Source organism: Prevotella sp. oral taxon 313, assembly GCF_003043935.1.
Lineage (GTDB): Bacteria > Bacteroidota > Bacteroidia > Bacteroidales > Bacteroidaceae > Prevotella > Prevotella jejuni.
Genome location: NZ_PYXE01000001.1, coordinates 2,773,713 through 2,799,027, shown reverse-complemented (window position 1 = coordinate 2,799,027; position 25,315 = coordinate 2,773,713). Strand labels below are relative to the sequence as shown.

The following is a 25,315-nucleotide window of genomic DNA, read 5'->3' as shown; positions in this document are numbered from 1 at the left end:
TGATTAAAGTAAATTGCGACTTATCAGACTGATAGAGACCATCTTATTAGATTTTAATTAGACGTCAAAGTCTCTCTTTCTATTACCCAACAAAGGTTCCATCTGATAACTTTTTCATAACATTAAGGTTCTTGCTTCGCATTGGTTAAGGCTTTTGTTTAGGTTATACTCTTATGTATTTGTCCGTAGACAATCATAAAGTAAATTGTTTTTAGTTATTTTTTGCTATTTGGTATGCACCTACAAAAGTAAGAAAAAAAAACAAACTACAAAAAAATTAAGGCATTTATTCATTATTAGCAAAACCAAGTGAGAGTACACTAATCTTGACATTCGTTGCTTTAAGAAGCTCTTTTGCTGCAGCAACAAGGGTGGCACCCGACGTAATCACGTCATCAACTAATAAGATGTGTTGGTTGTTAAGAGCGGAGGAGTCAATGAGTCGGAAGGCTTTCTCTACGTTTTCATTACGTTCCCAACGCCCTTTCTGCGTCTGACTACCATGGAAACTGATACGTTCTAACACTTTCTCTAAGACGGGTAGACCAGTTTCTGAACTGATGCCACGTGCTAACTCTTCACTCTGATTATACCCTCTTTCACGCTCACGCTGCCGAGCAAGGGGCACAGGGACCACTGCGGTGATTCCATCAAAGAAACTATCTTGGCCAAACTCGGCTGCGACAAGACGCCCAAGAGTCTCGCCTATCTCGGGGTGCTTATCGTATTTGAGGCTATAAATCAGTCGACTGGTATCTGAATGGGCTTTATAGAAAAAGAATGCAGCACCTTTCTCTATCGGTATCCTACCCCAAAAGAGGCGCACAAGCTTATTGTCATAAGCCGATTTAGAATAATAGGTACGTGGGAGACGATGGTTACAACAAGCACACATCACCTCCTCCGTAACCGTTAAACGCCCACCACACATCGTACACGAACGAGGGGCAAGGGTGTCTATCAGGCGAGCCAATAAACTAATCGTCTGTGTCATCGTCTACAAAGTCTACATCGCCATCCGCATCAACGACTCCTTCATCTATACACCTACGGATTAGTTCCATCGTAAATCCACGTCCCATCGCAAACTTTATCAGCTTCATTGAACGTTCGTAATCGCTCTCTGCCTTAATAGTGCGATACTTACTTGCTAACAGCGGGCGTAAGACTTCGAGGTACTCCTCGTCTTCTACGGCATCGAGGATGGGCGAAGAGATAGCACTATCTACCTTTTTCATCCACAAGGCCTGCTCAATCTTCCTCCTACCCCACTTGTTATAGCGGATTTTATCATGTACGAAAGACTCCGTGTAACGGCTATCGTCAACGTAATGCAGCGTTATCAGCTTCTCCATAATACGTGCTTGCGCATCTTCTGACAGTCCCCATTTACGCATCTTCTCTAACATCTCGCCAGAGCAATGTTCGCCTTTCGCACATAAATCGGCAAGTTTCTTCAGGGCCTGTGGCTCCATCATGGGTCGTTTCTGTATCATGGTCGGATGGCTTTAATGAAACGGAGCTTACCAAACTGGTCTTCTCTCTGTTCTATCTGCTTGTAACCTAAGCTGCTTAACATTTCCTTCACCTTATTTATATATATAGGATTGGTTTCAAAATAAAGTGTACCTTCCTCCGAGAAAACCTGCAGACCGTATTCGGCTATTGCTCGATAGAAGCGCAGTGGGTCATCATCTGGTACGAAGAGTGCCGTTGCTGGCTCATACGCAAGTACATTCTTCGCCATCGCTGTTCGTTCTTTTTCGCAGATATAAGGTGGGTTACTGACGATAACGTCAAACTGCTGTTGCATAGCCGATGCTGAAGGATGAAATACATCCTCCATCTTTAGTTCAACACGAACCTGCCACTGATGTACATTCTCACGTGCTATGAGTAGAGCATCACCCGATATATCCCACGCTGTAACAGCCGAATTGCGTAAATCGGAAGCCAAGGTAACAGCAATACAACCGCTACCAGTACCCACATCCAGCACCTGTAGGGGCACAGGAGGCTGCAAAGTACAATAAGGACGGTTGTAATCTTCTTCTACCCAACGGCAAAGTATCTCTGTCTCTGGGCGCGGTATCAGTACTCCTGGTGCCACATGGAATGTATGTCCACAAAAGGTTTCACGTCCGAGAACATACTGTACGGGTTCTGAACGCTCCAAACGAGAGATGATTTTATCTAATTCCTCCACCTCATTTCGGGATAATTCATTAACTTTGCCAGTATATATATCGGTCAGCGTAATGCCAAACTGCACCTCCAGCACAAGCCGAACGATAGCCTGTGCCTCTTTGTCATCATACAAGGGAGTGAGCCTGTGCCATAAATCTTGGTATGTCATAGCTGCAAAGATAGGAATTTTAATGATATGAAACAAGAAGATATTGACGAAAAATACATGCGTCGTTGCTTGCAATTAGCACGCAATGGTCAGCTATTGGCTAAACCTAACCCTATGGTTGGGGCTGTCATTGTGAGCAAGGAGGGGAGGATTATCGGTGAAGGCTACCATGTTCGTTGTGGCGAGGGACACGCTGAAGTGAATGCCTTTGCGTCAGTTAAGAATGAGGATGAGGCTTTGCTCCATGAAGCAACAGTCTACGTTAGTCTTGAACCATGCTCTCATTATGGCAAGACTCCTCCTTGTGCCGACCTTATCATCAGTAAGGGAGTGCGCCGTGTCGTATGTGGTTGCATCGACCCCTTTGCCGAAGTGCATGGAAGAGGGGTTGAGAAACTGCGCAAAGCAGGGATAGAAGTGACAGTGGGTGTCTTAGAGAAGGAGTGTTTAGAGCTGAACAAACGATTTATAACATATAATACTCACCACCGCCCGTACGTCATTTTGAAGTGGGCCGAGGCTAAATGTAGAGAGGAGAACGCACTAAGCTGTACACCGACTGACACACCACTCAACACTACAACTATCTCCTCCTCTTCACCGAACACCCACGGAGAGGAAAGTAATCACCAATATTCTGCTAACAATGCACGTGTTATAAATGGTAGTAAAGGGGGTGAAAATACTTGTAAGGAAAAATCTCCTGTGGCTTGCATTGGCAACTTGCCGGGTAAAGACTATCAACCACTAATTATCTCTACCCCCTTCACAAAAATGTTAGTACACAAGATGAGGGCTGAGAATGATGCGATTCTCGTTGGTAAGACATCGGAAGAACTGGAGCATCCACAGCTGACAGTGAGGGAATGGAGCGGTCCTAATCCTGAGAAAATAATACTAACAAGTCGACCAACAAGGGCTAATGAATTTGCAACCCCAGCCGATGTGCTGTCGCATCTCTATGCTGAAAAGAAGCAAAGCCTCATCGTGGAGGGCGGTGCAAAGACTTTACAGAGTTTTCTTAACGCTGGGCTATGGGACGAGATACGAATAGAAGAAGCGACCTTCACGGTCGGCAAGGGTGTAGAAGCACCTAAACTGCCTAAGAACCTACGTGTTGCGAAGATAGAGAAGTATGTTAACACGATTATTACTTACGAACGAGAATAGGCTAAAATAGTCTCCCTTCGATACAACAAAACATCTACAAACAATTTATCTTCATGAAAAGAAGAATTTTCTTTCATGAAGATAAATATTTTTTTTCATGAAAAGAAATAATTATCTTCATGAAAATAATTCGAAAAAAAGGCTGAGTTAGGGTATAACAGCCTTTTAATTACACTTATGAGTCATGATGTTAAGCACCATATCGTCGGTGTTACACATCGCTTCCTTCCCTATGCTTGTTAGGTTACGGATAGACTTATCAACGTCTTCATCGATGATTCCCTCTGCAGCCGTCACGTGCTTGCCCTCCATGGAGAGCGTGGCAGAGAGGATGGCAGTCGATACACCCGATGATATCTTTAGTGAACAACTTGGTTTAGCACCGTCACAAATCATGCCTGTAAGGTTGGCTATCATGTTCTTCACTGAATGACAAACATTGACATAATCGCCTCCCATCAGATAAGTAATACCACAGCTGGAACCAATACTTGCTACAACGCAACCGCAAAGGGCTGACAGTGCACCGAGACTCTGCTTGATGTAGATGGCAGTGAGATGACTTAAGATTAGTGCACGGATAAGTTCTTCGCGCGTATTCTCATTCTCCTTGGCAAAAACGGCTACTGGGTTCGTTGCACAGATACCTTGATTACCAGAACCACTATTGCTCATCACAGGGATTAAAGCACCCCCCATGCGGGCATCACAGGCAGAGGCTGTCTTTGCAATGACGTGTGAGAAGATACTATTACCAAAGATACCACGACTCAAAGGACGGTCCATTATCTTACCCAAACAATGTCCGTAATTCCCTTTCAAAGCCTCGGCTGCAGCACGGAGGTTATATCGCTTCGCCTCAAGGATAAAGTCTATTTCTTCGACAGGGGAGGTCGTTGCAAACTCCCAGACCCTCTTCAGACTCAGACAAAGCGGCACTTTCTCTTCCGTAGCAGTGCTGGGTTGCATCTTATCAAGCAATACTTTTCCGTCTTTCTCTTCAAATACAATATTCGTATGAGCACAAGAGATGATAGCTGTAGCACGATGTCCTTCAGCCTCACAAGTGATTTCGATGTATAGTTTCTCTGTGATACCTTCCTTTAACTTGACGTCAATACGATTCTCACTGATAAATGTCTTGCCAGCTTCTAAGGTGTCAGGTGTGAGGTCTTTGATAACCTCCAACTGATACTCCGACTTACCTATCAAAGCTCCGAGAGCTATAGCAATAGGCAAGCCTATCATTCCCGTGCCAGGAATACCAACTCCCATCGCATTCTTTAAGATATTAGCAGAGAGTAACACACTAATATGCTCTGGTCTTCTACCTAATAACTCCGTGGCCCGTGCAGTACATAATGCCACCGCCATAGGCTCTGTACAACCCACAGCAGGTACTACCTGCTGGTGTATCAATTCGTTAATCTGTTCTCTAATGTTCTTCTCAAGCATAATTGATTGGTTTAGGTTTAGCCTGATATGATTATGATATTAAATAATTCTCTTCGTCTTTACCCGCTCAAACATCAATCTATTTGAGAGAGCTTATTGCCTAACTCTTGTCGCATAGCCTCCATCTTCTGACGTCGGTCGATAGAGAATGTAGAGCCATTCGCCTCAACATAATCAAATAAAGCGTATGCTTTTTCCAACAGTATTTGGCGCAAAGGCTGCACTTTGTAGCTTCCTTCGGCATAAAGTAACTCTGCAACCATATTGATTTTGTCTATCCGTTCTTCCTCATCCCACTGCTCCTTGGCATACGTCAACAACTCGTCAACGGAGAGATTACGCAAGTCGTCATACTCTCCAACATACTGTCTATAAAGGTCTTTCAACTCCTTATCTCGCTTCAGGTCATCATCTTTCTTCGTAAGAAAGCGTGAGATAGCAGCATTGAATTCCTCTATTAATCGAATAAAATAATCTCGTTGTAACATAGTAGATTTCCTTTTATGACACAAAAGTAAGTAAAAAATTGATATAAATCCACTTTTCTGTGTGTAATTAAACAAAAAACATTGTAGAATTGGGTTTATAAAGAATTAGCCTAATTAGCCTAATAAGGCCTATTGGGCTAATAGAACAGCCACTTTCAAGACTGTGGGAGGCTCTCCCATAGCTTCTTGTAAAATTCGTGTTTGGTCATTGTTTGGACATTACCAAGGATTATCAACTTCATTCTGGCACGTGTTATGGCAACGTTCATACGGCGTAAATCACGCAAGAAACCTATCTGACCATCATCATTGGAACGCACAAGAGAGATGAGAATCACATCACGTTCCTGTCCTTGGAAGCCGTCAACGGTGTTCACACTGATAAGACTTCGATAGGGTTTGAAGAACGCTCGCTTCTTTATTAGGCTACGGAGATACTGCACTTGAGCACGATAAGGGGAGATAACCCCCACATCTATCCGCTCTTCTAACACACGGTCTTTACCTATCTTAGTAAAGTAATCGCCTAAAGTCTTGAGTGTTAGCTCTGCTTCTCCTTTATTTATACGCCCAAAAGAAGAACCAACAAACTGCTCATGAAAGGCATTTTTCTTGTCATTATTCAATTGGGAAGGGACAGAATTAGCCTCACTTTCCGTTAAATCATACGATGCAACGACAGCCTCATCAGACGTATCAATCCATACCATTGGGTTGTCATAATCGAGGATGCCACGATATTTAATCTGCGGAGCGGTCTCCACCTGCCCTCCATAGAACCAATCGGATGAGAAGCGCATAATCTCTTCGTTCATTCGATACTGCACCTTCAACAGCGTTACAACCTCTGGTTTATTCTCTACGATACGTTCCATCAGGGTCTTACCTAAGCCTCCACGCAGCGCAGCAATGCTTTTTACTGTTGGTGGAAGTTGACAATGATCACCCGCAAAGATGACTCTCGACGCTCTACGAATGGCTATCCAGCAGGCTGCTTCGAGGGCTTGTGCAGCCTCATCAATGAACAAAGTAGTAAACTTCTGACCCTCCATTATCCTACTGTTAGCACCAACGAGAGTAGAAGCAACGACACGTGCCTCCCCAAACAGCTCGGCATTGATACGTATCTCAAGTTCTGTTGCACGGCTCTTCAGCCTGTCCATCTTCTGATGATAGCTTTCAGAACCTTTCTTTCTGTTGTTCCTCAATTCTCGTATAGCCTTTCGAATCGACCATAACTGTGGGTAGTCTGGATGCGCTTCAAACTTTCTTTCGTATGTAAAACCTAACATCTTATCGTTCACTCGGGTAGGATTACCAATGCGAAGAACATTGATACCACGGTCGACAAGCTTCTCACAAATCCAATCAACAGCCATATTACTCTGAGCACAGACCATCACTTGGCTTTCTCTCATCAGTGTTTCGTTGATTGCTTCGACCAATGTTGTTGTCTTACCTGTTCCCGGTGGACCATGAACTACCGCCACATCCTTTGCCCATAACACCTCGTTAACAGCCTTTTCTTGCGTCGGATTCAGCCAAGGTAATCGAATAGGAGCAAAGGAGAACCTCTCTGCCTTCTGTCGTGAATAGAATAAGTCGCGAAGATAAGCCAGCCTATTTCCCTTTGCTTTCATGGTACGGTCTAACGCATCGAACATCATTTGATAGCTCGTTTCATCAAAACCTAACTGGCACCCAATCTGTTCTGAAGCTGATTGGAGGTCTAATAAGGGTGCAGAATCAGGGACAGCAACAACCATTCTGTCGCCTTCTACATACGATACCGTACCTGTAAAGCCATAGTATTTCAGCTGAACTTTCTTATTCGGAGTATCTTCCTCTTTCGCAATAAACTTAAAGAAAAGGAGCGGACGACCACATTCAAAGTTATGCTCGATATCCCCATCCTGTGTACGAAACACCTCAATGCACAGTTGATTGAGTCCATTATAAAACCGTTTACCCACTCTTAATGGGAACCAAGCGTCACCTCGCTTCACTTTCCGCTGCATACCAGCAGCCTCAGTCTGCTTTCTAAAGGCTTCTTTCTCGGCATAATACTCCATTTGAAGCAGTAAACGTTGACGTTGTAAGAGTTGTATTGGACTTTCCTGAAGCATATCTTTTTGTAGTTGACAAGTTAACGAGTAGACGAGTAAACAAGTTATATCTTTTTATAGTTAACGAGGTTACAAGTTGACGAGTTAATTACTTTATCTCTGTTTCAAACACGTTACAAAAATAATACTTTATTATCTAATATCCTTCATTCTTATGAATAAAACACAGAAAACGGCTAACAACTGAAGTCATCAACAATCTCAGCAGCTTTTCCTATTTGTAAACCTGGGGGCGCACAAGAAGATAAGAACAAGACAACTCTGAGGTTTTCATAATGCAATGGCAAAGAAAGAACAAGGTCTAACTTTCCATCTCCATCCAAATCGCCAGCAAATAGAAGACGGAAATAAGCCCCATCCACCTCCGCTTCTCTGCAGATTCGCTCTCCATTCAGTAACAGGGTATAGTTCTTATAGACATCCTCACCTTGTGCCTTTGCCACTAACTCGTAGCGTTTTCCTGCAAAAGCAAAGCGACTTGTAGTGCCCGGCGCAAGGAAAGTAGTATCAGAAATCTCTACATCAGCAGTCTTTACCTTCCCCAGATTGACAGGCAACTGATTGACGAATAAGATTGTATTTCGTTTCCCCGACAAGTGAGGTGTCATTCCTCCCACACATTCATCTTCCTTTTTCTGAATACTATAACGCGCCTTTCCTACATAATAATCTTTCCCATCCTTATATAGTTCAACCCAATTCTTATTTATCAATGTATCGGGGTTACAAAAACGATAAGCAAAAGGGACCAGAATCTTATACGTTAGTGGCTGCTTCTTCGCAACCTTAATACTATCTACTTTCTTCACAGGCACACTATCCTCCTGTTGTACAGACGACTCCTGTGCCTGACTTACAGGCTTCTTATCGGTACAAGAAAGTATTATGACACAAAAAAACGATAGGAAAAAAGCATACTTTAATCTCATAATAAATATATATATTAATTGCCTTTCAGCATACATAACTTAGCGCATTGCGCCCTATAGGTGAATACTACTCAGCACATCCCTTATATTTTGACAAATATAAACCTCAACTAACAACTGAAGTCATCCACTATCTCTGCGGCTTTACCTATTTGTAAACCAGGGGGAGCACAAGTAGATAAGAACAAGAAAACTCTTAGACTTTCATTATCTAAAGGTACTGAAACAACAAGATCTAATTTACTATCACCATCCAAATCACCAGCAAACAAAAGGGCAAAGTAAGCATCACCTGCTTCCACTTCTCTAAAGACTCGTTCTCCATTCAGCAATAAAACATAGTTTTGAAAGACATCCTCACCATGCGCCTTTGCTTCTAACTTATAGCGTTTTCCTAAGAAAGTAAAACTATATGCAGTACCTGGAAACAAGTAAGAAGAATCTGACATTTCTATATTAGCAACCTGTATTTTCCCCATACGAATAGGTAACTGATTTACAAACAAGATAGTATTTCTTTTTCCCGACAACTGAGGTGCTGTCCCAGACCCACATTCATCGGGTATTATTTCAATACTATAACGTGCCTTTCCAACGTAATATTCCTTCCCTACCTTATATAATTCAACCCAATTCTTACTTATCATCGTGTCAGGATTACAGTAACGATAAGGACTGGGAACAAGGATCTTATACGTTAGTGGCTGCTTCTTTGCAACCTTAACACTATCTACTTTCTTCACAGGCACACTATCTTCCTGCGGTACCGATGCTCCCTGCGACTGACTAACAGGCTTCTTGTCGGTACAAGAAAGTATTATGACACAAAAAATTGATAATAAAAAAGCATACTTTAATCTCATAATAAATATATATTAATTGCCTTTCGACATACATAACTTAGCACATTACATCCTACAGATGAATACTACTCAATACATTCCTTATATTATACTTTGACAAGTATAAAACCCTACTAACAACTGAGGTCATCCACTGTCTCTCCTGCTTTTTCCATTTATAAACCAGAGGCGAACAAGAAGATTCTGAGATATTCATTATCTAAAGGTGCTGAAATAACAAGGTCTTATTTACAATTCTCATCCAAATTCCCAGCAAACAAAAAAATGATTGAAGGTCTAACAAAGGTGCAGTGTTTCCTTAGACACCTTATTTTTGAATGAGTTATTTAATATTTAAGTTTTCATATCAGCCTTTCCTCTGCTTAACACAAGTATCAAAGTGACCTAAGAATCGTATAGATCATCTATCTCTCCCACTTGTCGAACTGACTGACCAGGCAACGCACAGGACGATAAGAACAAGACAACTTTGAACTCACCTGTGTCACTTCTAAAGTCAATCACCAAATCTAACTTGCCATCACCATCAATATCACCTGCAAATAAGAGTTCAAAAGCAGCTTCAAATACTTTCGTTCGCTTTGCTATCTGTTTACCATTCAATAAGGCAAAACACGTAAAGGGTACTGAATCATCCTTCTTCTTTTCTTTTTTTATCTCCAAATTATAACGTTTTCCACCAAACATAAAGCTGCAAACTTCATTAGGTCGTAAGGTAATATATTCATCAAAATTAAGGTTTGCAGCCTCTATTTCTCCTAACTTTGCAGGTAGATGATTGACAAAAAGGAATGCTTTCCTTTTTCCATATAATACATTTGCGGTATCACCTATATAGTCAGACCACCTTCTCTTAAGGGTATATTGTGCCTTTGCACAATAGAACATCTTCCCCTTTTGGTAAATCTCCACCCAACTACTGTCAATCATCCTGCCTGGATTTATATAATGATAATGAGCCGGAACAAGGAATTTGTAATTGAGAGACTTACTGTTTTGGGATGATACATGTAAATGATTCCTGTTGGATTCCATGGTATCTGTTTCCACAGAATCAGCATTATCTTTTGATGAAACAGATATTTCATGATCAGATTTAGCTGATTTCATGTCCGAACAAGAGAACAATAACGAGAATACTAACAAAGGAAAGATAAGTAACGCAATTCTCATTTATAAATTTAAAAATTAATTTCTATGTATGAATACTGACTTTATAATACTATAGAGAACCAACTACTGAAAGTTCTAACACCCAAAATCATCAACAACTTCCGCTACCTTTCTTACCAGTTGACCAGGTAAAGCACAGGAGGATAAGTATAAAGCAACATGAACTTCACCAAACACACCTGACAAATTAAATACTAAATCTAACTTTCTATCACCATCAATATCACCTGCAAACATAAGAGTGAAGTCAACTTTATCCAAGTTTGTCCTTCTGACAATCTGCTTTCCATTTAAGAGAATGACTCCCTCATAAGATTGATTACCATGTTTCGTGAAAACCTTTTCCTTAGTTATCAATTCATAATGCTTACCCTCAAAAGTAAAACGTAACGGAGTTCCTGGCTCTAAATAAAAGGAATCCAAGAAAGAATTAGGGGCAATATGAAGGTCTACACTATTCACTTTTCCCATTTTAGAGGGCAAATGATTAACATATAGAATAACGTCTCTCTCGCTTGTCAGTGTTGATACAGAGTCTCCTATAATCCCATCCCACTCTTTACCGATTGTATATTGTGTCTTAGAAAGATAGTATTTCTGACCTTTCTTATACAGTTCCACCCAAGTATCATCAATCAATGTATCAACCTTACATTGACGATAATCGAAAGGGATAAGTATTTTATACGGACGGTTTTCTATCTTCGAATCTTTTACCGACATATCCTTTATGCTATCCTTCCCCTTCTTCTGCACCTCAGACATATTATCTTTACTAAGAATCTCACTTTCTCTAACCGCCTTGACAGAACTCTTTTCTGTACAAGAAAAAAGTATCATACAAAGAGTCAACAAAAAGAACAGGGGCTTAACTTTCTTCATAATCACATAATTAATGCCTTTCAACAAACGACCATATTATATATAACACGCTACAAATATAGCATTTTCCATCTGAAATTCGTCCTAAATGTATTAAATAATACAGTTAACAACCTTGATTCACTTGAAAAGAGAGCACCACAAAGTACCCTCACCACCAAAGGGAGGTATATCATTACAAAGACACCCATAGCATCTACCTCCAAAGCATAAATCTCTAAGCCTATTATACTACATTTTTTTAATTTTAATTTGCTGTCATTTTTAACATTTCATACAACCCTTTGTAGATTAATCAGTTGCACACCTACAACCCATGACAGATATGACAGCAAATTTATTTTTGGTTGAATCAAGTCGTGAAAGTCTTTTGCTTTAATCCATAACTTTTCTGTCAGCACGCCCATCGCTGATGTGCTATTTTAGTCTTGCCGACCTTTTGTCTACGATTACAGTTAGTACTATCACCTCCTATCTCATCGGAAGCATAACTATAAGTGGGTATTTTGCCTCTTCACAGCCCTTATTTATCATTTTTATCCTAACTTCTTACACCACTTCCACGATTATTTACTATTTTTGTCATCAGTAATTAACAACAAGAACTAAGACATTTAAGCTTATGAAAACAGACAAAATGCAAATTGAACACAACCTCCCTTCAGAGTGTACAACCATCATCATCGGGAAAGAACAGACTGCTGATGGTTCTATGATAGTAGCGCGTTCAGAGGACTGGGACGCTATGGAAGCTAAGAACTACGAGATATTCGAGGATACAGACAATGGTCCACGTGAGTTCGTGGCAAAGGACAGCCCTTTCCGTTGCGAACTCCCAGAGAAGGCTTTGGGCTATACTGCCCTCTCTCCGTATAATCTTCACGGCCATTGGGGTAGTGCTGGTTTCAACACTGCAGGTGTGGGAATGAGCGCTACGGAGAGTATCTTCAGTAGTGACGAGGTGTTGGAACACGACCCATTAGTAGAGAATGGCGTGGCAGAGAACTCTGTCTTCAACATAACCCTACCTTACGTACGCACCGCTCGTGAAGGTGTTGAGCGATTGGGTATGCTCATCGAGAAATATGGTATTGCTGAGGGCTTCGGCATTGGCTTTGTAGATAGCAAGGAGATATGGTACTTAGAGACTGCTTGCGGCCATCGTTGGTTGGCTTGTCGTATGCCAAAAGACCAATATTTCGTCACTGGCAACCAAAGTCGCTTCCGTACTTACGACCCTAATGACAAGGAGAATTACCTCGCATCAGCCGACTTGATTGAATTTGCCGAGAAGCATGGACTCTATAACCCAGCACAGGGTGCATTCGACTTCCACGTTGCCTATGCACGTGATGTCGTCCTTGACACTACTTATAACTACCCACGTGTATGGGGTCTACAGCAGTTATTTTCTCCAGAGATTAAGAATGACGTAACAAGAAACACCTTCCCTGTCTTTGCTAAGCCTGCGCATAAAATCACACTGACCGAGCTTCGCACGGCGTTCCGCTTCCACTACGACAATACAGAGCACGATCCATATCTTAATAGTAATCCAAAGGAACCTTATCGTCCTGTCTCTATCTTCCGTACCACCCAGACTCACCTCCTACAGGTACGCCCAGAACTGCCACAGGCTATCGGTTGTATCAACTATGTTGCTATGGGTATGGCCGACCTCGGTGTGTTCCTACCACTCTATCAGGGTATCACTTCTTATCCTGAAGCCTATACAAAGGGTAATGGAGAGTCAAGTGCTGACTCGGCTTATTGGAAATTCCGCAAGATAATGGTATTGGGTATGACCAACTACAACAAGTATGCTCCTGTCATCAAGGAGGCGTATGCGAAGTTTGAAGCCGAGACCGACCAGCGCCAACGTGAGATGGAAGAGGAATATCTGCGCATCTATAAGACGCAACCTCTCCATGCACAAGACCTGTTACAGGCGTTCTCTGACAAGGTTCTTAACAGTGCACTCGACCTTGCCGACCGTCTGCAAGAACGTCTCTTCACGCTGATGACACAAGACATACAGCAGGAATATCTCTTCCACGGAGCATAATATCGAGAAGGGATTATAGATAATTCTATCACACATTGGGCTGTATCAACTTGTATGAACACACTTGATACAGCCCTTCTTATGGCTTATTAATAAGGTAGGACAACCATAGAAAGGTAAAAAAACTATCATTTCACCTTATATATTACTTTTTTTTCCTATCTTTGCAACCGAGAGTTATTCCACAGCCTCCTAACAGAAGTAAAGTAATACTCGACAGGCTCGCTCTGATAGTTCAATGGATAGAACGTAGGTTTCCTAAACCTTTGATCCGGGTTCGATTCCCGGTCGGAGTACAAACAGCTGCTTTTCTTCTCTTATCGACAGGAGACAAGGGGCCAACTATCCTTTTTATACGGATTTACTACTAACAACCTAACAGGAAACATATACCCCATAGTGTTTTTCAATCCCCTCTCACACTATAGAGAGATTAAATACGAAACTTTATGATTGGTGCTATTATAGGAGATATTGTAGGCTCACGCTTCGAATTTAGAGCTGTCCCACAGAAAGACTTTGAGCTTTTCACCCCCGATTGTGCTTACACTGATGATACGATATGCACCATGGCTATTGCCGATGCGGTGCTGAACGAACGTGACTATCAGGAGAGTCTACTCGATTGGTGTCGGCGTTATCCAGACCCAATGGGCGGCTATGGCAATCGATTCTATCAATGGATTAACTCAGACAACCCGCTGCCGACGAACTCTTTCGGTAATGGTTCAGCTATGCGTGTTAGCCCGATTGGCTGGCTATTCGACGAGTGGGAGGATGTGATTGAGGAGGCTAAGAAGAGTGCAATGGTAACTCATAACCACCCAGAAGGCATCAAGGGTGCACAATGTATTGCTGAAACCATCTGCTGGCTACGACTGATGCGTTTCTCAAAGTCGGATGTCGAGCGCAAAGTTGAGAAATTCTTTGGATACGAATTGCCTCCTATGCGCAACATAAAGAAGATTGGCTCAGAGGGACACTTCGATGGTACCTGCCAAGAAACAGTACCGATGGCACTGCGCTGCTTCATGGATGCTAATAGTTTTGAGGATACTATCCGCCTTGCAGTACTGTGTGATGGCGATACCGACACGAAGGCTTGCATCGCTGGTTCGGTTGCTGAAGCCTATTATCCTGTACCAGAATGGATGATAGAAAAGGCTATCAGCTACTTGCCCGACGATATGCTCAACATCCTCGGACAGTTCTATGAGCGCATACAAGATAGCTGTGGCCCTAAAAAGCGATAGACTCATCCTACGTCGATACGTTAGCTTTCAACAAGAAAAAGTGGTCGCTTAATTGTCTGAGAAACAGTTCTTGAGGCATCAACAGGCCTACTACGCTTTTTGAAGCTTATTGATTACAAACTATCACATTGTCATATTATTTACTTGATATAAATCAATAATAACACATAAACCTAAAATAACTATTGAAAAAGTTGCAAATATGAAATAAACTCCATATCTTTGCATCGTGTTTTTCATAGTATTAGATTTAAGGTTAACAAAGGTTGGACTACAGCGGTAGTCCTTTTTTTATGCCTATAAGTTTCGTACTATAAGCTTTCTAACAATAAACACGACTCTACCCTACTGTTTTATGCTGTCCGAAAAACAATCTTCATAACACTTACCCCTTCATATCTTACTCGCTTCATCCGTCTTTCCGATTATGCTTTCGAATGTTTCTTATAGCCTTAGCATTTGTTCTTTTGTGCCAAACGTACGTACCCTATCATATTTGATAGTCTTTTTATATGAACTACCTCGATAAGCAGTTCACCCTTCGAAGACCACTACAAGAGCGTAAAATATCTTTACACAAGAACAAACCAAAAACTCTCTCAATAAGTGCATAACGTCTCCTATTATCGAATTTATAACCAACAAGAAATCAACAGGTTACAAACTGCGTTAAAGAAGACGCCTTTCTTGCTTCAAGAAGGGCGTCTTCAACACCCAAGAAGGGCATGTTCTTGAGTGTAGAAGAGCCTCTTCTTGCCCTGTCATCAGCCTCTTCTCGAATGAAAGGGGAAATGATTAACGAAAAATATCAACAATTCCTATACGTATGGTTAGTATTCTTTCTCTCTCTATCAGTATTCTTGTAGGGATAAGTTCACGCATCACACCATCCCCCAAAAGAAATTTCATCCATTATCATGACGCCTTTCATATACCTTCCTCACCTTATAATATTATAGTGGGTATCCCAAAAACCTATAGTGTGAATGATAGACTCTATCACTATTAAACGCAAACCAAACAATAAGAAGAGGGACATTAAAGCAACTTACAGATACAGATATAGGCCATTACAGACACTCATGAGCATCCATAATAGCCTATACACATCTAATCTATGTCCCTTTTTCATTCCAAAGAAACACTTTGGAACTAAGGATTATCTACTCTTCACCATCTTCAAGAAGTATTCATGCACACGCATGTCATCGTCTAACTCGGGATGAAAAGCAGTAACAAGTTGGCTTCCTTGACGAGCGGCAACGATATGACCATCGACCTCTGAGAGTACTTCCACCTCTTCGCTTGCCTCCTTAATATAAGGTGCACGAATGAAGGTCATTGGTATGTCGCCCTCAATCCCCTTAAAGCAAGCCTCCGTATGGAAACTTCCTAACTGCCTACCGTAAGCATTACGGGCAGCAGTCGTGTGCATTGTAGCCAAACGAGGAGGGACAGGAGCAGACGGACTATTCCCCTCTACCTCACGAGCAAGGAGTATCAAACCCGCACAAGTACCAAAGACAGGTAGTCCTCCCTCAATCGCCTCACGAATAGGAGTAAGCAAACCAAGGTCGCGAAGGAGTTTACCTTGGGTGGTACTCTCGCCCCCTGGGATTATCAACCCATCTTTCTCCTGCTCCCAATCATCCAATTGGCGTACCTCAAAGCAGTCGACACCCAGTTTTCTGAGCATCATCTCATGCTCTAAGAACGCCCCCTGCAGGGCAAGAACTGCTATTCTCATTGTCCACGCTCGGCCATGAGCACTTCAATCTCATGCTCGTTGATACCAACCATAGCCTCACCTAAGTCTTCTGACAATGCTGCCAACTCCTTAGGGTCATTATAGTTTGTAACCGCCTTAACGATGGCTGCTGCACGCTTAGCAGGGTCGCCACTCTTAAAGATACCAGACCCAACGAACACACCCTCGGCTCCTAACTGCATCATCAATGCCGCATCAGCAGGAGTAGCCACGCCACCTGCAGCAAAGTTAACCACAGGAAGCTTACCATTATCATGTACATACTTCACGAGGTCGTAAGGTGCTTGCAACTGCTTAGCAGCCTCAAAGAGTTCGTCCTCACGCTTACCAACGAGCTCACGAATCTGACTCTGCATCAGACGCATGTGACTAACAGCCTGTACAACATCACCAGTACCAGGCTCGCCCTTGGTACGTATCATCGTTGCACCTTCTGCTATACGACGCAGGGCCTCGCTCAGATTACGTGCACCACAGACGAATGGCACCTCAAACTGGGTCTTGTCGATATGATAGATATTATCCGCAGGAGAGAGAACCTCGCTCTCATCAATGTAATCAATCTCTATTGCCTGTAGTATCTGAGCCTCAGCAATATGACCAATACGGCACTTTGCCATCACAGGGATAGTCACTGCCTCTTGAATACCTTTGATCATCTTAGGGTCACTCATACGTGACACACCGCCAGCAGCACGTATATCAGCAGGGATACGCTCTAAGGCCATTACTGCACAAGCACCTGCAGCCTCAGCGATACGAGCCTGCTCTGGTGTGGTTACGTCCATGATTACACCGCCCTTCAACATCTGGGCAAGGTTGCGGTTTAGTTCTTGTCTATTCGCCATAATAGTTTAATTTTTTAGTTCTCCTACCTTGCTACTCTCATAAATGAATGTGCATGAGGAAATACATGTATTAGTTAATAATAGAAATTCACTTTGGAACGAGCAGAGAATCGTAAGGACAATACTCGCATTTACCTGCTTCAAAAGCCTTCATGCTGTCCTCAACTCTGCCTCGTTAGGCTCTCCTCTACTTTGATAAAGCCCTTCCCTCCTTAATATAATAAGGTAGGGTAATTATAGAGTTGCCCCTACTATATCCCGTTAGGCTCTCCCCTACTTAAGAGAAATAGGTTGGGAAATTATAGACCTGCCCCTACTATATCCCGTTAGGCTCTCCCCTACTTAAGAGAAACTGGTTAGGTAATTCTATATCTATTCCCTACTATATCCCGTTAAGCTCTCCCCTACTTAAGAGAAATAGGTTGGAAAATTATAGACCTGCCCCTACTATATCCCGTTAGGCTCTCCCCTACTTAAGAGAAATAGGTTGGGGAGTTCGATATCTATCCCCTACTATATCCCGTTAGGCTCTCCCCTACTTAAGAGAAATAGGTTGGGGAATTATAGAGTTGCCCCTACTATATCCCGTTAGGCTCTCCCCTACTTAAGAGAAATAGGTTGGGAAATTATAGACCTGCCCCTACTATATCCCGTTAGGCTCTCCCCTACTTAAGAGAAACTGGTTAGGTAATTCTATATCTATTCCCTACTATATCCCGTTAAGCTCTCCCCTACTTAAGAGAAATAGGTTGGAAAATTATAGACCTGCCCCTACTATATCCCGTTAGGCTCTCCCCTACTTAAGAGAAATAGGTTGGGGAGTTCGATATCTATCCCCTACTATATCCCGTTAGGCTCTCCCCTACTTAAGAGAAATAGGTTGGGGAATTATAGACTTGCCCCTACTATATCCCGTTAGGCTCTCCCCTACTTAAGAGAAATAGGTTGGGGAGTTCGATATCTATCCCCTACTATATCCCGTTAGGCTCTCCCCTCCCTCGGAGGGGCTGGGGGAGGTCCCCCCTCCTACGTCCGTCTCCATTCGCTCGGACTCTGCCCCATCAGCTTCTTAAAGAACTTAGAGAACTGTGCTTGTGAGGCAAATCCATGCTCGTAAGCTATCTCTTGAATCGTCTTTTGTGTCGTCCGAAGCTGACAAGCAAGTGCGTCTGCAAGTGTATGATCGATAATATTTTTAGGCGACTTACACGATATCCGATGTGCTACCTGCGATAGATAACGTGGAGAGACATTCAGACAATCAGCATAGAAAGCTACATCACGATTCGTACGGTAGTGTAATTGCACTGCTTCTAAGAATTCATAATACAGCTGACTACTGCGTCCACTGATGTCACTCTTCCTTGTTATAAGTGTGCGGACATATTCTCGTGCATGCTTTATAGCTTGCTCCATCGGCTCGTCTTGGCTTAGATAGACAGCAAGAGACGACGAGAAACTATTGGCAAGACCGTGTTGTAAAGGGTCGTCGAGCACGTAGGTGCAAACATCTGTCTCTTTCTTTCCCTTCAACGAAGGACTGTTAAAGATTTTCTCCGTCTCCCCCTCTCGTAGGATGACAAGTGAACACAAAGGTAGTAGTCGGCAGCGTATCTGCGTTATCACATCATCTGACAACAGTCGGTCACCATTACTCGCTGTGACAATAGGGTCGTAGATAATATGATGAGGACGATACTTCAACAGTACATCTACCACAACAGCTAACGTCTCAGTAGTTCTTATCATTCCAACCTTTACTGTGTCGGGTTGCATATCATTGATAATAGCCTCGATCTGACCCCTTACAATCTCCGCAGGGAGGTCGTAGAAGGCCTGAATACCTAAGGTGTTCTGCACTGTGACAGATGTAACAGCCGACACGGCATAGCCCCCTAAGGCCGCTATCGTCCTGATATCAGCTTGTACACCAGACCCACCAGTGCTATCTGAACCTGTTATTGTGAGGATTGTCTTCAATAGCTTCGGATTATTATTTGCCTACAAAGTAAATTGAAAATATTGAATTCACCAAGAGTTATTCCTAAATTGACAAGAAAAACTACCCTTCTGACTTTTATCAGGCTCATCATCTCCATTAGACTTATTAGTCTTATAGTAGTCAAACTACCTACTATTAGGTATTGACACATTAATAATAATCGCATAACTTTGCGATGTTATTTACAAACCAAATAATTACTAATGAAAAAGTATTTACTAATCTTAACGGCCATGTTTTGTTCTATAGTGGCCATGGCACAAAATACCGATGCAATGCTCTTCGGTGATGTAAAAGCTAAAGAAGGTGGGAAGCATCTTCCGCATGCTGTAATTAGAGTAAAAGGTACCAACCTCAAGACTCAGTGCGATGCTACAGGACATTTCAAACTGAGTAATCTTCCACTGGGTAAGCAGGTTATCATTGCCACACTGGATGGTTATCAGCAGCAGGAAAAAGAGGTAGACATGGTTAATAATAAAGGTACTGAGGTCTACTTTGAACTGGAGAAAGACCCTTTGGAGTTGAGCCAGGTCGTTGTAACAGGTACTCGCACCAGCCACTTCGTAAAGGATGTGCCTATCCGTACGGAGGTTTTGACATCACAAGCTATCACTAAGAAGAATGCGCAGAACCTATACGAAGCACTTGAAGGTGTTCCTGGTATTCGTGTAGAACAGCAGTGCCAGTTCTGTAATTTCTCAGAGGTTCGTATGCAGGGATTGGGTGCTGAGCACACACAAGTACTCATTGATGGTGAGCCAATCTACTCTGGTTTGGCTGGCGTCTACGGCTTACAACAGATTGGAACCAATGACATCGACCGTCTTGAGGTAGTGAAAGGGGCTGGTTCAGCCCTCTATGGAAGTAGTGCCGTTGCTGGTGCTATCAACATTATATCAAAGGAACCAACCTTCGAGCCATCTGTTAATGGTGATATTCAGTTCGGAAACTTTGGCTTCAAGAGCTATAAGGGTTCTGGATCTATGCGTTATAACAACATCGGACTGAGTGTTTTCGCACAGCGTACACAGATGGATGCTATCGACCGCACACAGAATGGTCTTACACGTAAGGAAGTAAAGCATAAGGATGGTATCTCTGACCGTGTGGACGAGACGATGAATAACCTTGGTTTCAGCCTTTATGTCTACCAGCCTTTCGCTAAGAACGATAAGCTCGTACTGCGTGGTAAGGCGATTGATGAGCACCGTTTCGGTGGTGTCATGACGAATGATCAATACTTGAACCCATATACTGACGGTACAGAAGACATCCGCACCAACCGCCTTTCAGCTGACCTTGCTTATACCTTGCCTATCGGTAAGCATTCAGAACTGAACCTTACGACAGCTTACGTGTACCATAAACGACAGGCAACTAACGATACCTTCCTCCATGACTATATGGATTCTCACAAGGATCCAGCACATCCTGACGAGGACGGTGCGGAACCTGACGTTTCTATGATGCGTCCATACATCGCTAAAGAGAATACGGTAACACCATCTATCACCTTCACTTCTATCCTTGGCAACCATACATTGCTTGGTGGTGTACAGGGTTATTTCACTCGTTTACGTGAGACCGGACTCTATGTCATCTCTGCTGAGGACGAGAAGACAAGTCCTTACTATGGCGTTCCTTACACTTCTATCGGTAAGAAGCACGCTAACGAGGTTGGTTTCTTCATACAGGATGAGTGGAACGTGACACCAAAGTTGACCGTTGTACCGGGTATCCGTGTCGACTCTCATAGCTCTGGTGAGGAGTATGCTACCAGTGTAAAGGTTTCTGATAGTGCTTTCCCAACAACGAAATTCAGTAAGACAACTGTCAATCCTCGTATTGCTATTAAATATGAAGTTACTCCTTCCCTCGTTCTTCGTGCTAATATAGGAACAGGGTTCCGTGCTCCTTACGGATTCTCTGAGGACCTTCATCTATGTAGTGGTTCACCACGTGTGTGGAAATCATCTAACCTCAAGGGCGAACGGGCTATTAGCTATAACCTCTCTGCAGACTATTATGCAAAGAAGTATCAGTTCAGCATTAACATCTTCCGTACCAACTTGAAAGATAAGATTCAGTTCTCTCCTGCAGACGATGAGGTTAAGAAGTTCGGTTATTCCTATCAGTGGGAGAATGTCGACGATGCTTACGTACAGGGAGTGGAGTTAGGTGCAAAAGCAAACCTCTTCCGCAACTTTAATGCTGGCGTCAACTGGACCTTCAATCAAGGTAAGTTCAAGCATGAGCGTGCAGACTGGTCGGACCCTAACGATGAGACTGTAAAGGAGTTCCCACAGCGCTTGCAATATGCTAAGGATAGTCGTAACATCTCTCGTTTCCCTGCAATGACTGGCGATATCGACCTCGATTATACCCCTGGTACATGGAGTTTCTCTCTCACAAGCTCATTGCAAGGACGAATGTACATCGACTACAACTCTGAAGACGATGGTGCAACGTCAAAGATTAAGAAGACAAATACCTTCATGCTCTTCAACTGTCGTGCTGCAAAACGCTTCGGTATGTGTACTGTTTATGCAGGTGCTAAGAACATCTTTAGCTACATTCAAGACGAAAAGCATACAGATGACGCAGCCTTCATGTATGCTCCAGTATACGGTGCAACATGGTATGTGGGTCTTAGCGTTAAACTTTAACACTCTCTGAATTGTTTTTTTGAATATTTGGTCGTAGCCGCATTGCTCCGAATGGTAATGCGGCTGCTTTGGCTTTGACATTAGGCTTATTAGGCCAATAGGCCCCATAAGCCCAATAATGATAATGCCCTGCCTTGCCTTGGATATTAGGCTTATCAGGCCTATAGGGCTTATAGGCCCAATAATGATAATGCCCAGCCTGGCCTTGAATATTAGGCTAATTAGGCCAATAGGCCCTATAAGCCCAATAATGATAACGCCCTGCCTGGCCTTGAATATTAGGCTTATTAGGCCTATAGGGCTTATAGGCCCAATAATCCTATAACCTCAATAGCCACAACAATAAAAAATTGGGCCAAACAGATAGCTCCGTTTGGCCCAATTGTGTACTTTCTTCTCCTGACCTAAGCAATCAGTAATGAGGAAAATTATTTTGTCAGCTTAATAATTTTACAGCCATGTGCAGGGATGACTGCCTCAATCTTATCGCTTACAGTACCTTCATCAGCATGCTTCCAAAGGTCACGTGCAGACCAAGTACCAGTAATACCTACCTTTGTCAAGTCGATAGAACGAGTTGCAGCTGCCTGATCACGGTTGAAGAGACCGATAACCCAAGAGCCATCCTTCATCTGTCCGTACCATACCTCACCATCTGTGTTCCAAAGGTTACGCTCCAATGGCTTACCGACAAAGCCGTCCTTCTGCAAAGCGAGTAACTCGTCATTCTGGAAGAAGGTCAAATCATTACCAGTTGGCATATCTGTGATAGAGATAGGACCACCTGCCATCAAAGGAAGAGAGATAACTGACATCTTCTCATTGTCGTCTGCATAGCTTCCAATACGAATAAAGTCGCCATCAAGACGTATCTTCTTACGACCAGAGATCTTTGACCAGTTGATAAAACCATCAAATGCGTTCTCTGAATTAGGCCACCCACCACGCAGGCTACCACGGTTGTTATCTGAGAAACGATACCAACTACCTTCAAGTGCATCGGCATCAATACGTACCATGTTACCAGCGTACTTTTCAATGATAGCGTCATTGCGCAAGTGTGGCATTACAAGAGAAACATACACACCATACTTCTGTGCATATTTGTTGATCCATTGCATACCCTTCACGTAACGCTCACGACCAAAGCCTTTATCGATAACGTCGGTATAATTCATTCCATCCTCATACCAAGAGAGGAAGTCCATACGCACGAATTTCACGCCTAAGTCAGCATAGTGTTTGAAGAAACCTTCAAAGAACTGTTCGGCACCTGGGTGGTCAGTCATTACCCAACCGAACTGCTCTTTAGCCGTAGGATACTTCACATCCTTGTCCTTTGCTGGGTCATAACCAAGACTGCTCACTGTGATAGAGTCTGTTCCTGGAATGATAGCATTAGGGTTAGAATAGTGTAACCAGAATGGACTGTCATACACACCTAACTTCAGACCCTTCGCTTTCAGCTTTGCAACGATAGTAGTCAAAGGTATCTCTGGAGAACCTTCATCCTTTGTAGAGTGACTGTAACGTGTCATGTAACCATCATCACCGCCCATGGCAGCGAAGCCATCAGTAACAAGCATATCATAGCCATGTGACTTGAGGTTAGTGACTACATAATCGATTGTCTCATCCCAGTCGTTCTCTGTGAAGATATTTGGGAATGAGCCCGCCTTTTCCTGTGCTCGAAGGTTACCATATACACTCCAATAAAGAGGAGCATAATCCATACCTTCCTTTTCTGCAACAGGTGTAAGGCCAACAGTAGGGTCCTGCTTATCGACACTCAAGTCGCTGGTGACATCCCACTCATTACTATTACAACTGGATAGCAAAGCTGCGAATGCTAAACTTGCAAATATATATTTCTTCATTGTTGTTTATTCTGTCATAAGTAGTTATTAAATGGTAACTGCAAGAGTCGACATTTGTCGTATCTCTATTAACACTCTTGTATCAGGAGTGTAAGCCTATAATCTTGCAGCTACCTTATTATATTAGTGGAGTTATGCACCTAAGTACTCTGCCTTAAACTTCTTATTCTTTAAGTCGAGTGTCAACTTATACTTACCAGCCTTGGTCACCTTCCACTTCTTGTCACCATAGCTCTTCTCCGTACCGTAGGCAAGAGCATCGTTAGCAACACCCTGTTCGTTCACTTCAGTATTCTCTGCTGGCGCAAAGAAGTAAGGCTTTTCATCAGAGAAACCAGACTTATCAAGCATGAACTTCATCTCACCTTCAGCCAACTGAACCTCAACAGAGAAGAGATGATCGCCTGACTTAGTGAAAGCAACACCATTATCAGTTACCCAACCAGCAGGAGTTGCGCTACCAATCATATATACATTCTCAGTATCCCAAGGTGATGGTGCAGCTGGAGCAGGAGCATCAGCCTCGAACTTCGTTACCTTAATCTCGTGCTTTGTGAGGTCGAATACTATCGTATAAGTACCAGCTTCCGTTACCTTCCACTTATTGTCTTCGCCACCAACAACCATGCCTTGCTTTGCAGGACCATCATGGTTGAACTCACAATCGGCTACAGGTGCTTGAATCAAATTGTTCCATCCATCTGATTTGTCAAATGACAACTTGAACTCACCTACGTTGAGATGACCCTCATAAGTGAACTGTAAAGGATTAGAAGAGGTCTTAGCAAACTTAGCAGAACCGTCCTGTACCTTTGCTTTCAACCCATCAATATCCCAACCGTAGGGCGTTGCATTACCGATAAATGACAACCACTCTGTCTCGATAGGAACGATTGGACCAGCTGGTTCTTCGCCCTCATAAGTAACTGTAAGCTTACGTGTACGGAGATCGACAGCGAAGGTATAAATACCAGCTTTAGTCACCTTCCACTTATTATCAGCACCACCTTTGCGAATATCTATCGCATCACTGGCTACGCCCTTATCATTGATCTCAGTATTAGCAGCAGGTGCGTAAACAAATGTGGCACCCCAATCACCCTTAGAGAGTGGCAACTTAATCTCACCCGTCCTTAGCTTACCGTGATAAGTAAAGAGGTACTTATTATTCTCATCACGTGTCATCTCGTATGGATTGTCAATGCTCCACCCAGCAGGGGTAGCATCACCCACCATATAGAGATGGTCGACCTTCAATGGAAGCTCTTCTGTGATGACCACGATATCCTTATCATCATGACATGATTGGAAGGTTATTGGCGCTAAAAGAGCCAATAGCGCCATACCATATTTAACTATTGATTTCATCTTACGAATAGGTTTTAATCATT

19 protein-coding genes and 1 tRNA gene are annotated in these 25,315 nt (G+C 42.8%); 5 read left to right on the top strand and 15 right to left on the bottom strand.

Going from position 1 to position 25,315, the window contains the following annotated elements; all coding sequences use genetic code 11:
* Positions 1-286: 286 nt before the first annotated feature.
* Genes AXF23_RS10925 through prmC form a run of 3 tightly spaced genes read right to left on the bottom strand, consistent with a single transcriptional unit; the run spans position 287 to position 2,356 of the window.
* Positions 287-994 (bottom strand): ComF family protein, encoded by a 708-nt coding sequence (locus AXF23_RS10925; RefSeq protein ID WP_089365436.1) that lies wholly within the window; start codon positions 992-994, stop codon positions 287-289.
* Positions 978-1,496 carry a regulatory protein RecX gene (locus AXF23_RS10920; protein WP_107625324.1) on the bottom strand — a complete coding sequence of 173 codons (519 nt, stop codon included), beginning with the start codon at positions 1,494-1,496 and terminating at the stop codon, positions 978-980. Before AXF23_RS10920 ends, AXF23_RS10925 begins: the two co-directional genes overlap by 17 nt.
* The gene (gene prmC, locus AXF23_RS10915) at positions 1,493-2,356 is read right to left on the bottom strand and encodes a peptide chain release factor N(5)-glutamine methyltransferase (protein ID WP_107625323.1); all 864 of its coding nucleotides are present in this window, start codon (positions 2,354-2,356) and stop codon (positions 1,493-1,495) included. The genes AXF23_RS10920 and prmC overlap by 4 nt, the downstream gene beginning before the upstream one ends.
* Positions 2,357-2,383: 27 nt before the next feature.
* On the opposite strand from prmC, the gene ribD reads away from it, so the two are divergent.
* Complete coding sequence (gene ribD, locus AXF23_RS10910) at positions 2,384-3,526, top strand: bifunctional diaminohydroxyphosphoribosylaminopyrimidine deaminase/5-amino-6-(5-phosphoribosylamino)uracil reductase RibD (protein ID WP_107625322.1); 1,143 nt, start codon at positions 2,384-2,386, stop codon at positions 3,524-3,526.
* Positions 3,527-3,691: 165 nt separating this feature from the next.
* On the opposite strand, the gene AXF23_RS10905 is transcribed toward ribD, so the two are convergent.
* From AXF23_RS10905 to AXF23_RS10875, 7 genes are all read right to left on the bottom strand, one after another.
* On the bottom strand, positions 3,692-4,981 hold the full coding sequence (locus tag AXF23_RS10905) for an L-cysteine desulfidase family protein (RefSeq protein WP_107625321.1): 1,290 nt from the start codon (positions 4,979-4,981) through the stop codon (positions 3,692-3,694).
* A gap of 74 nt (positions 4,982-5,055) precedes the next feature.
* Positions 5,056-5,469: a hypothetical protein gene (locus AXF23_RS10900; RefSeq protein ID WP_107625320.1), complete on the bottom strand. Its 414-nt coding sequence runs from the start codon at positions 5,467-5,469 to the stop codon at positions 5,056-5,058.
* Positions 5,470-5,624: 155 nt separating this feature from the next.
* Positions 5,625-7,595, bottom strand: a complete 1,971-nt coding sequence (locus AXF23_RS10895; protein ID WP_107625319.1) for an AAA domain-containing protein — start codon at positions 7,593-7,595, stop codon at positions 5,625-5,627.
* A gap of 176 nt (positions 7,596-7,771) precedes the next feature.
* Positions 7,772-8,524, bottom strand: a complete 753-nt coding sequence (locus AXF23_RS10890) for a hypothetical protein (RefSeq protein ID WP_107625318.1) — start codon at positions 8,522-8,524, stop codon at positions 7,772-7,774.
* Between the two features lie 110 nt (positions 8,525-8,634).
* Positions 8,635-9,387 (bottom strand): FG-GAP repeat protein, encoded by a 753-nt coding sequence (locus tag AXF23_RS10885; protein WP_107625317.1) that lies wholly within the window; start codon positions 9,385-9,387, stop codon positions 8,635-8,637.
* A 384-nt stretch (positions 9,388-9,771) separates the two neighbouring features.
* Positions 9,772-10,317: a hypothetical protein gene (locus AXF23_RS10880; protein WP_146156740.1), complete on the bottom strand. Its 546-nt coding sequence runs from the start codon at positions 10,315-10,317 to the stop codon at positions 9,772-9,774.
* Between the two features lie 318 nt (positions 10,318-10,635).
* Complete coding sequence (locus AXF23_RS10875) at positions 10,636-11,283, bottom strand: hypothetical protein (protein ID WP_233251293.1); 648 nt, start codon at positions 11,281-11,283, stop codon at positions 10,636-10,638.
* Positions 11,284-12,079: 796 nt separating this feature from the next.
* Between AXF23_RS10875 and AXF23_RS10870 the strand changes: the two genes are divergently transcribed.
* The 3 genes from AXF23_RS10870 to AXF23_RS10860 all read left to right on the top strand — a co-directional run bounded on the left by AXF23_RS10870 (position 12,080) and on the right by AXF23_RS10860 (position 14,760).
* Positions 12,080-13,507, top strand: a complete 1,428-nt coding sequence (locus AXF23_RS10870) for a C69 family dipeptidase (protein WP_370445515.1) — start codon at positions 12,080-12,082, stop codon at positions 13,505-13,507.
* Positions 13,508-13,731: 224 nt separating this feature from the next.
* A tRNA-Arg gene (locus AXF23_RS10865) sits at positions 13,732-13,803 on the top strand.
* A 153-nt stretch (positions 13,804-13,956) separates the two neighbouring features.
* Positions 13,957-14,760, top strand: coding sequence for an ADP-ribosylglycohydrolase family protein (locus AXF23_RS10860; RefSeq protein WP_107625314.1), 804 nt, complete (start codon positions 13,957-13,959; stop codon positions 14,758-14,760).
* Positions 14,761-15,919: 1,159 nt separating this feature from the next.
* Here the strand turns inward: AXF23_RS10860 and pdxT are convergent.
* The 3 genes from pdxT to AXF23_RS10845 all read right to left on the bottom strand — a co-directional run bounded on the left by pdxT (position 15,920) and on the right by AXF23_RS10845 (position 19,356).
* Positions 15,920-16,507: a pyridoxal 5'-phosphate synthase glutaminase subunit PdxT gene (pdxT, locus tag AXF23_RS10855; protein WP_107625313.1), complete on the bottom strand. Its 588-nt coding sequence runs from the start codon at positions 16,505-16,507 to the stop codon at positions 15,920-15,922.
* Positions 16,504-17,376 carry a pyridoxal 5'-phosphate synthase lyase subunit PdxS gene (gene pdxS, locus AXF23_RS10850; RefSeq protein ID WP_089365448.1) on the bottom strand — a complete coding sequence of 291 codons (873 nt, stop codon included), beginning with the start codon at positions 17,374-17,376 and terminating at the stop codon, positions 16,504-16,506. Before pdxS ends, pdxT begins: the two co-directional genes overlap by 4 nt.
* Before the next feature lie 1,026 nt (positions 17,377-18,402).
* A complete protein-coding gene (locus AXF23_RS10845; protein ID WP_107625312.1) occupies positions 18,403-19,356 on the bottom strand; it encodes a hydroxymethylpyrimidine/phosphomethylpyrimidine kinase in 954 nt (317 codons plus the stop codon).
* 225 nt (positions 19,357-19,581) lie between these two features.
* On the opposite strand from AXF23_RS10845, the gene AXF23_RS10840 reads away from it, so the two are divergent.
* Positions 19,582-22,047, top strand: coding sequence for a TonB-dependent receptor (locus AXF23_RS10840; RefSeq protein WP_107625311.1), 2,466 nt, complete (start codon positions 19,582-19,584; stop codon positions 22,045-22,047).
* 428 nt (positions 22,048-22,475) lie between these two features.
* Here the strand turns inward: AXF23_RS10840 and AXF23_RS10835 are convergent, their stop codons facing one another.
* Positions 22,476-23,924: an alpha-galactosidase gene (locus AXF23_RS10835; RefSeq protein ID WP_107625310.1), complete on the bottom strand. Its 1,449-nt coding sequence runs from the start codon at positions 23,922-23,924 to the stop codon at positions 22,476-22,478.
* Between the two features lie 132 nt (positions 23,925-24,056).
* Complete coding sequence (locus AXF23_RS10830; RefSeq protein ID WP_107625309.1) at positions 24,057-25,292, bottom strand: SusF/SusE family carbohydrate-binding protein; 1,236 nt, start codon at positions 25,290-25,292, stop codon at positions 24,057-24,059.
* Positions 25,293-25,315: the final 23 nt, after the last annotated feature.

Excerpts from the sequence above, each read along its gene's own strand:
- pdxS (WP_089365448.1), bottom strand. The coding sequence starts at position 17,376 with ATGGCGAATAGACAAGAACTAAACCGCAACCTTGCCCAGATGTTGAAG.
- AXF23_RS10860 (WP_107625314.1), top strand. The coding sequence starts at position 13,957 with ATGATTGGTGCTATTATAGGAGATATTGTAGGCTCACGCTTCGAATTT.
- AXF23_RS10900 (WP_107625320.1), bottom strand. The coding sequence starts at position 5,469 with ATGTTACAACGAGATTATTTTATTCGATTAATAGAGGAATTCAATGCT.
- AXF23_RS10895 (WP_107625319.1), bottom strand. The coding sequence starts at position 7,595 with ATGCTTCAGGAAAGTCCAATACAACTCTTACAACGTCAACGTTTACTG.
- AXF23_RS10925 (WP_089365436.1), bottom strand. The coding sequence starts at position 994 with ATGACACAGACGATTAGTTTATTGGCTCGCCTGATAGACACCCTTGCC.
- AXF23_RS10905 (WP_107625321.1), bottom strand. The coding sequence starts at position 4,981 with ATGCTTGAGAAGAACATTAGAGAACAGATTAACGAATTGATACACCAG.
- prmC (WP_107625323.1), bottom strand. The coding sequence starts at position 2,356 with ATGACATACCAAGATTTATGGCACAGGCTCACTCCCTTGTATGATGAC.
- AXF23_RS10830 (WP_107625309.1), bottom strand. The coding sequence starts at position 25,292 with ATGAAATCAATAGTTAAATATGGTATGGCGCTATTGGCTCTTTTAGCG.
- AXF23_RS10890 (WP_107625318.1), bottom strand. The coding sequence starts at position 8,524 with ATGAGATTAAAGTATGCTTTTTTCCTATCGTTTTTTTGTGTCATAATA.
- AXF23_RS10835 (WP_107625310.1), bottom strand. The coding sequence starts at position 23,924 with ATGAAGAAATATATATTTGCAAGTTTAGCATTCGCAGCTTTGCTATCC.
- AXF23_RS10875 (WP_233251293.1), bottom strand. The coding sequence starts at position 11,283 with ATGTCGGTAAAAGATTCGAAGATAGAAAACCGTCCGTATAAAATACTT.
- AXF23_RS10920 (WP_107625324.1), bottom strand. The coding sequence starts at position 1,496 with ATGATACAGAAACGACCCATGATGGAGCCACAGGCCCTGAAGAAACTT.
- AXF23_RS10880 (WP_146156740.1), bottom strand. The coding sequence starts at position 10,317 with ATGATTGACAGTAGTTGGGTGGAGATTTACCAAAAGGGGAAGATGTTC.
- AXF23_RS10870 (WP_370445515.1), top strand. The coding sequence starts at position 12,080 with ATGCAAATTGAACACAACCTCCCTTCAGAGTGTACAACCATCATCATC.
- AXF23_RS10840 (WP_107625311.1), top strand. The coding sequence starts at position 19,582 with ATGAAAAAGTATTTACTAATCTTAACGGCCATGTTTTGTTCTATAGTG.
- ribD (WP_107625322.1), top strand. The coding sequence starts at position 2,384 with ATGAAACAAGAAGATATTGACGAAAAATACATGCGTCGTTGCTTGCAA.
- AXF23_RS10885 (WP_107625317.1), bottom strand. The coding sequence starts at position 9,387 with ATGAGATTAAAGTATGCTTTTTTATTATCAATTTTTTGTGTCATAATA.
- pdxT (WP_107625313.1), bottom strand. The coding sequence starts at position 16,507 with ATGAGAATAGCAGTTCTTGCCCTGCAGGGGGCGTTCTTAGAGCATGAG.